This window comes from Paenarthrobacter sp. (assembly GCF_031180005.1).
In the GTDB taxonomy this organism is placed as follows: domain Bacteria; phylum Actinomycetota; class Actinomycetes; order Actinomycetales; family Micrococcaceae; genus Arthrobacter.
This window is the reverse complement of the sequence record NZ_JAPSHI010000028.1, coordinates 37388-44287: the sequence shown is the minus strand read 5'-3', so window position 1 is coordinate 44287 and position 6900 is coordinate 37388. Positions and strand designations below refer to the sequence as shown.

Below are 6900 nucleotides of genomic sequence, written 5' to 3'. Positions count from 1 at the left end.
GGGCGCCGGCCTTTTGATCAGCTCAGTCGAACTGGAAAACCTTAGAGTGCGTTGACCTTCTTGGAGATCGCCGACTTGCGGTTTGCAGCGTTGTTCTTGTGAATAACGCCCTTGCTGACAGCCTTGTCCAGCTTGCGGCTGGCAGCAACAAGTGCAGTTCCAGCAGCATCCTTGTCGGCAGACTCAACGGCGGTGGTGACGGCGCGGATGGCCGTCTTCAGCTCAGACTTGACGGCGTTGTTACGCAGGCGAGCCTTCTCGTTGGTGAGGATGCGCTTCTTCTGGGACTTGATATTAGCCACGTATGAACTCTCTTTTTAATGCGGAAATGGTCTAGAGGGTTTTCAGGTTGGCCATCGACTGAGCGGCGTGGGGATGCCTATGGCAGCCAACCATGTATGGCCGTCGACCTGCACGGACACACAGCTATAAAGGATAGCAGAAACTCAGGGGTCACGCAGAACCTGGCGCATAGGCTGGCTAGTTCCGGGCTTGTAGCGCCCGGGCAACCTCGTGGAACTGCGACTTTCCCAGAACAGCGCCTTCCCGCCGGATCGCGTTAGGATTCAGCCGGATGACGCGACCCACGTTGATTTCACTGGGCCTGCCTTGCCGATCCCAGGCGCCGGTTCCGATATCGACATACTCGCCCGCCCGCGCGTCGTTGTCGTGTTCCTTGGACGTCAGCATGAGACCCAACAGCCACTCGCGGTCCCGACCAACAAGAAGTACGGGGCGGTCTTTGCCTTTCGTGTGGTCCTCTTCATAGGGAACCCAGCTCCACACAATCTCGCCAGGGTCCGGTTGGCCATCGGGTTTGGGGGAGTAGCTGACTTTAACCGAGCCACGAAAATCGCCGGGGTAGGGGCCTGGTTGGCGCACGACGTCGGATCGCCGGGTCTGCGTCTTTCGGGCACCTGCCGGGGTGGCTGTCCTGGTGCTGTTGCCTCCCAACGACTCGAGGGACCGCATGATGAGTTTGCCAAGAGGGCGAAAGTCGAAAGCCATGTGACAACGCTACAGCTGGCTCCTGCTAGTGCCCGGCACGCAATGTACGGCGAAACGCCGGTTCATGGGAGACTAGAGGATCAGATGCGCGGCTTGTTCCGACTGGCCTATGCCCAGTGGCGGGAATTACCGCGCGAGTGTCGACAGTAAGGATCCTGCGTGTCTCCCATGGCCCGCACCGCACCGGTGCCCGCCGCAACAGATCCGGCCATCATCCGGAACTTCTGCATCATTGCCCATATCGACCACGGTAAATCCACCTTGGCCGACCGCATGCTGCAGTACACCGGCGTCGTTAAGCAACGCGACATGAAGGCCCAGTATCTGGACCGTATGGATATCGAACGTGAGCGCGGCATCACCATCAAATCCCAGGCTGTTCGTATGCCGTGGGAACTCGATGGCAACAGCTATGCGCTGAACATGATCGATACTCCCGGCCACGTCGACTTCACCTATGAGGTGTCCCGTTCCCTGGCGGCCTGTGAAGGTGCAGTGCTGCTGGTGGACGCTGCCCAGGGCATCGAGGCCCAGACCCTTGCCAACTTGTACTTGGCGATGGAAAACAACCTCACCATCATTCCGGTCTTGAACAAGATCGATCTCCCGGCCGCGCAGCCCGAGAAGTATGCGGCTGAGCTTGCCAACCTGATTGGTGGCGATCCGGATGATGTGCTCAAGGTTTCAGGTAAAACCGGCGTAGGTGTGGAAGCGCTGCTGGACAAAATTGTCCGCGACCTTCCCGCGCCCGTTGGCGATCCCAATGCTCCGGCACGCGCCATGATCTTTGACTCGGTCTATGACACCTACCGCGGCGTGGTCACCTATGTCCGTGTGGTTGACGGCATGCTGCACCCCCGGGAACGCATCCAGATGATGTCCACCAGGGCCACGCACGAGCTCTTGGAGATTGGTGTCAGCTCCCCGGAGCCCACACCGTCCAAGGGCTTGGGCGTCGGTGAGGTGGGATACCTGATCACCGGTGTGAAGGACGTCCGCCAGTCCAAGGTTGGCGACACGGTCACCAACCTGGCCAAGCCGGCATCGGAGTCGCTCAGCGGTTACGCCGATGCCAAGCCGATGGTCTTCTCCGGTCTCTACCCGCTGGACGGAACGGATTACCCGGTACTCCGCGACGCCCTCGAAAAGCTGATGCTCAATGACGCCGCGCTGGTTTACGAGCCCGAGACGTCTGCAGCGCTGGGCTTCGGTTTCCGTGTTGGGTTCCTTGGGTTGCTTCACCTCGAGATCACGCGTGAGCGCCTCGAGCGCGAGTACAACCTGGACCTTATCTCCACGGCTCCCAACGTGGAGTACGAGGTGACCCTGGAGGACAAGAAGGTTATCCACGTCACCAACCCCAGCGAGTACCCCACGGGCAAGATCTCCGAGGTCCGTGAACCAATGGTGTCCGCAACCATCCTGGCGCCCAACGAATTTGTCGGATCCATCATGGAACTCTGCCAGAGCCGCCGTGGCCAGATGCGCGGCATGGACTACTTGTCCGAGGATCGCGTGGAGCTCCGCTACTGGATCCCGCTGGCCGAAATCGTCTTCGACTTCTTCGACCTCCTGAAGTCCAAGACACGCGGCTACGCCTCGCTTGACTGGAAAGCCGACGGCGAACAGGTGGCCGACCTCGTCAAGGTGGACATCCTGCTCCAAGGTGAACAAGTGGACGCATTCAGCGCCATCACCCACCGTGACAAGGCCTACGCCTACGGTGTGATGATGACGGGGAAGCTCCGTGAGCTCATTCCCAGGCAACAATTCGAGGTGCCTATCCAGGCCGCCATCGGATCACGCATCATTGCACGCGAGAGCATCCGGGCCATCCGCAAGGACGTTCTTGCCAAGTGCTACGGCGGTGACATCACCCGTAAGCGCAAACTTCTGGAAAAGCAGAAGGAAGGCAAGAAACGCATGAAGATGGTTGGACGCGTGGAGGTGCCCCAAGAGGCATTCATCGCAGCCCTGACCACTGACGAGTCCAAGGACAAGGCCAAGAAGTAAATGCCCAGCGTCCTACCTCTGGGCGACCCTGCACCTGCGGATGGCATTTTGCCTCCGCAGGTGCTGGCCGGCGTCGAGCACCGCAATTTCGGGCTCTACGTCCATATCCCGTTTTGCGCCGTTCGCTGCGGCTACTGCGACTTCAATACCTATACGGCCACCGAGCTTGGCGGTGGGGCCTCGCAGGATGCTTACGCTACTACGGCGGTATCTGAGCTCGACTTCGCGTCGTTGGCACTGGACGCGTCCGGTTTGCCTCGGCGTCCTCTCAGCACTGTTTTCTTTGGTGGGGGTACTCCCACGCTCCTCCCGGCGGAAGACCTGGCGCGGATCCTGCGCGCCGCCGTCGACCATTGGGGCTTGGAGCCCGGCGCTGAGGTGACAACTGAGGCCAATCCCGATTCTGTGACCCCCGAATCTCTGAAGGTGCTGGCTGATGCCGGATTCACCCGGGTCTCGTTCGGCATGCAATCCGCCGTCCCGCACGTTCTGAAAGTACTGGACCGCACCCATACTCCAAGCCGCGTGCCTCTGGTGGTGCAATGGGCACGTGAAGCGGGCCTTGCAGTGAGCCTGGACCTCATCTACGGCACGCCCGGGGAATCCATGGCTGACTGGCAGCTGTCACTCGAAACTGCGCTCTCATACCAGCCGGATCACATCAGTGCTTATGCACTGATCGTCGAAGACGGTACCAAACTTGCCGCCCAGATTCGACGCGGCGAAGTACCCGGAATCGATGACGACGACCACGCAGCCAAGTACGAGTTGGCGGACAAAATGATCTCCCAAGCAGGATTGAACTGGTACGAGGTCAGCAATTGGTCCCGGACACCGGAACAGGCTTGCCGGCACAATCTTGCCTACTGGCGCGGGGATGACTGGTGGGGCATCGGACCAGGGGCACACTCCCACGTGGGAGGTGTTCGGTGGTGGAATGTCAAGCACCCCACTGCCTATGCGGGACGGTTGGCTGCTGGAAGCTCGCCGGCCGCCGGCCGGGAAACCCTCGACGCTGAAACCCGCGAAGTTGAGCGCATCATGCTCGAAGCGCGGCTCGGAACGGGCTTGTCCGTGGATGCATTGGACGCGATCGGGAGGCATGCGATGGCCGGGCTGATTGCTGACGAGCTGGTGGACCCCGTTCAGGCGTTCAAGGGCCGGCTTGTCTTGACGTTGAAGGGGCGGCTGTTGGCTGACGCCGTAGTCCGCAGGATCCTTCCGGACTAACCGCAGCGCCCGCCCGAAAGGGGCGGGGCTACTTTATCCAGCGCAGGTTGACCTTGTAACGGTGAGGTTGCCCGTGGTTTACCCGGATTCCGGCCGAGACTGAGAAGCACGTCAGGGCCACCCAAATGGCTGTGGCAATCACGGCGAAGATGTTGCCCACAACCGGCAGCAGCACCAGAATGTTGGCCAGCACTGCGGCGATGGTGGGAGGCAACGTGAAGTTCAGCGCCTCTTTGGATTCCTGCGCGGTGAACGGCCCGCGATCCCGGAAAATCAAGTAGATCAGAAGGGATGGCAGGCATCCCAGGATGCCGCCAAAGTGGGCCAGCGTAGCCCACTGCCTGTCTTCGCTGGCCGTTAACGGGAGTGCGTTGGCAGGCGCGCCATGGTACTGGGGCCGGCCTGCGGCGCTACCCGGTTCTTCAGGAGCGTTATCTGCCACGGTGTCTTCCCTTTGCTTTAAAAGATGCTGCGGTATTGCTGTCCCAGAATACCGGCCCCAACGTAGTTCCCGGGACCAACGCCCCGTTGACACGGTAGTTGCTGTTCCTTCATGGACGTCGCCTCAAGGAACTGTCAGGAAGTCGATGACTTCTTCGACACGGCCCAGGAGTGAGGCTTCAAGGTCGGCATAAGTTCGAACCGCTCCGAGGAGCCGCTGCCAGCCCAAGCCTATGTCCTCTGCGGTATCGTGGGGCCAGCCGAAGGCTGTGAGGATTCCTGTCTTCCAATCGATCCCTCGTGGAACGGCAGGCCAAGCCTCTATGCCCAGGACCTTTGGCCGGATGGCCTGCCAGACGTCCACATAGGGGTGGCCGACAATCAAAACGTTTCCTGCCGCTCCGGGCACCGTCATTGCATCGGCGGCGATGCGCGACTCTTTGGACCCGGGGACAAGGTGGTCCACCAGGATGCCAAGGCGGCGGCCCGGGCCAGGATTGAAGGCAGCGATGGCTGACTTCAGGTCGTCAACGCCATGCAAAGGCTCCACGACGATGCCCTCCACACGGAGATCGTCACCCCAGACCTTCTCGACGAGCTCGGCGTCGTGCTTTCCTTCCACCCAAATGCGGCTGGCCTTTGCCACCTGGGCACGTTGGCCTTGTACCCTCACGGATCCGGACGCTGTCCGGCTGGAAGGAGCGGCAGAGGCGGCAGGACGGGCGGCAGGGGGCATTAGCCGGATGGCCTGCCCCTCCAGAAGGAACCCGAATCCCAACTGGAATGACTTGATCTTTCCACGCCTGTCTTCAAGGGAGACAACGTGCATTCCGCCTGATTTCTCAACACGAGTGACTTCGCCCACCCAGCCCGACTGCACGTCTTCGAGGACCATTCCCCGCTGTACGGCCACTTCCGGCAGCTGGTTTTTGCTGGGAGCGGACAGATCCTGCGGGCCCCAATTGTCGAAAGCCAAGGGATTCCTACCTTTTGTGCGGGTTTATGGCGCGGGCCGAAGCCGGCCACGGGAGGTTTCAATGCTAGCAACGGGGTGGCTCATACTAGACTTGTTAGCACTTGGGCATGTTGAGTGCTAAGTGTGGTGGTCCGGTTGAGATCCCGCGTTGACCGGTCGCAGGGACCAAGGTAGTCGTCAGGAGGTGGAGCAATGAGTGAGCCGCGCAAGCTTGAGGTGCTGCGTGCCATCGTTGAGGATTACGTGCATTCCAGGGAACCTGTTGGATCGAAGGCCCTCGTGGAGCGTCACCATCTTGGCGTCTCCAGTGCCACCATCAGGAACGACATGGCTGTCCTGGAAGAGGAAGGCCTGATTGCAGCGCCCCACACCAGCGCGGGCCGAATCCCAACGGACAAGGGCTACCGCCTTTTCGTTGACCGCATTTCCCAAGTCAAACCGCTTTCGGCTGCCGAACGCAGGGCGATCCACTCGTTGCTTGAAGGCCCGGATGATGTTGATGACATCCTGGAGCGAACTGTAAGGCTCCTGTCGCAGCTGACCAACCAAGTGGCCGTCGTGCAGTATCCGCATTCCAACCGTGCTCTGGTCCGGCACGTGGAATTCGTCTTGTTGGCCCCAAAACAGGTGCTTGTGGTCCTCATTGCGGATACGGGCAGCGTTGGGCAGAAGGTCATCGACGCCGGCTCTGACGTGAGTAACGAGGCGCTGATGCTCCTGAGGTCGCGCTTCCTCGGCAGCATCGCCGCCACCCAGCTGGCTCTTTTGCCCCAAGTGCTTCCTTCGGTAGTCGCCTTGTGTCCGCCGGAGCTCCGCAGCGTGGCGCAGACGCTGGCTCAGGGGTTGCAATCACTCAGCGACACCAGCCGTGAAGAGCGCATCCTGATGGCAGGAACCGCCAACCTGGCCCGCTCCAATGTGGACTTCCCGTTGAGCATCGGTCCTGTGCTGGAGGCTCTCGAGGAACAAGTTGTCATGCTCCGGTTGTTGTCTGACATGGGGGATGATCCCCGCGGCGTCACCGTGAGCATTGGACGTGAGAATCCGTACGACGGACTGGCTGAGGCGTCCGTCGTAGCTACGGGCTACGGCTCCGGCGCGAAAGTGGGGATTCTCGGTCCGACACGCATGGACTATCCCACCACCATGGCAGCCGTACGCGCCGTGGCCCGTTACCTTTCCCGCATTCTCGGCGGTTGAACAAGCCGGTCCGAGGAAAAATCCGCAGTACA

7 protein-coding genes are annotated in these 6900 nt (G+C 60.7%); 3 read left to right on the top strand and 4 right to left on the bottom strand.

Translation table 11 applies throughout. The features are described 5' to 3' along the window. Window positions 1-41: 41 nt before the first annotated feature. Window positions 42-302 (bottom strand): 30S ribosomal protein S20, encoded by a 261-nt coding sequence (rpsT, locus tag RIF72_RS16950; protein ID WP_054808077.1) that lies wholly within the window; start codon window positions 300-302, stop codon window positions 42-44. A 178-nt stretch (window positions 303-480) separates the two neighbouring features. Then, complete coding sequence (locus RIF72_RS16945; protein ID WP_309076004.1) at window positions 481-1008, bottom strand: type II toxin-antitoxin system PemK/MazF family toxin; 528 nt, start codon at window positions 1006-1008, stop codon at window positions 481-483. A 159-nt stretch (window positions 1009-1167) separates the two neighbouring features. Between RIF72_RS16945 and lepA the strand changes: the two genes are divergently transcribed. Continuing rightward, window positions 1168-3021 (top strand): translation elongation factor 4, encoded by a 1854-nt coding sequence (gene lepA / locus RIF72_RS16940; RefSeq protein WP_026005317.1) that lies wholly within the window; start codon window positions 1168-1170, stop codon window positions 3019-3021. Then, window positions 3022-4251, top strand: coding sequence for a radical SAM family heme chaperone HemW (hemW, locus tag RIF72_RS16935; RefSeq protein WP_309076003.1), 1230 nt, complete (start codon window positions 3022-3024; stop codon window positions 4249-4251). 28 nt (window positions 4252-4279) lie between these two features. On the opposite strand, the gene RIF72_RS16930 is transcribed toward hemW, so the two are convergent. Further along, window positions 4280-4693 carry a DUF4870 domain-containing protein gene (locus RIF72_RS16930; RefSeq protein ID WP_026005318.1) on the bottom strand — a complete coding sequence of 138 codons (414 nt, stop codon included), beginning with the start codon at window positions 4691-4693 and terminating at the stop codon, window positions 4280-4282. Between the two features lie 123 nt (window positions 4694-4816). Then, window positions 4817-5668, bottom strand: coding sequence for a DUF3097 family protein (locus RIF72_RS16925; protein ID WP_309076002.1), 852 nt, complete (start codon window positions 5666-5668; stop codon window positions 4817-4819). Between the two features lie 192 nt (window positions 5669-5860). Between RIF72_RS16925 and hrcA the strand changes: the two genes are divergently transcribed. Next, window positions 5861-6868, top strand: a complete 1008-nt coding sequence (hrcA, locus tag RIF72_RS16920; RefSeq protein ID WP_309076001.1) for a heat-inducible transcriptional repressor HrcA — start codon at window positions 5861-5863, stop codon at window positions 6866-6868. The last annotated feature ends 32 nt before the right edge of the window (window positions 6869-6900 follow it).

What these genes read in the sequence shown, in the direction of transcription:
- RIF72_RS16945 (WP_309076004.1), bottom strand. Translation starts at nt 1,008, where the DNA reads ATGGCTTTCGACTTTCGCCCTCTTGGCAAACTCATCATGCGGTCCCTC.
- hrcA (WP_309076001.1), top strand. Translation starts at nt 5,861, where the DNA reads ATGAGTGAGCCGCGCAAGCTTGAGGTGCTGCGTGCCATCGTTGAGGAT.
- hemW (WP_309076003.1), top strand. Translation starts at nt 3,022, where the DNA reads ATGCCCAGCGTCCTACCTCTGGGCGACCCTGCACCTGCGGATGGCATT.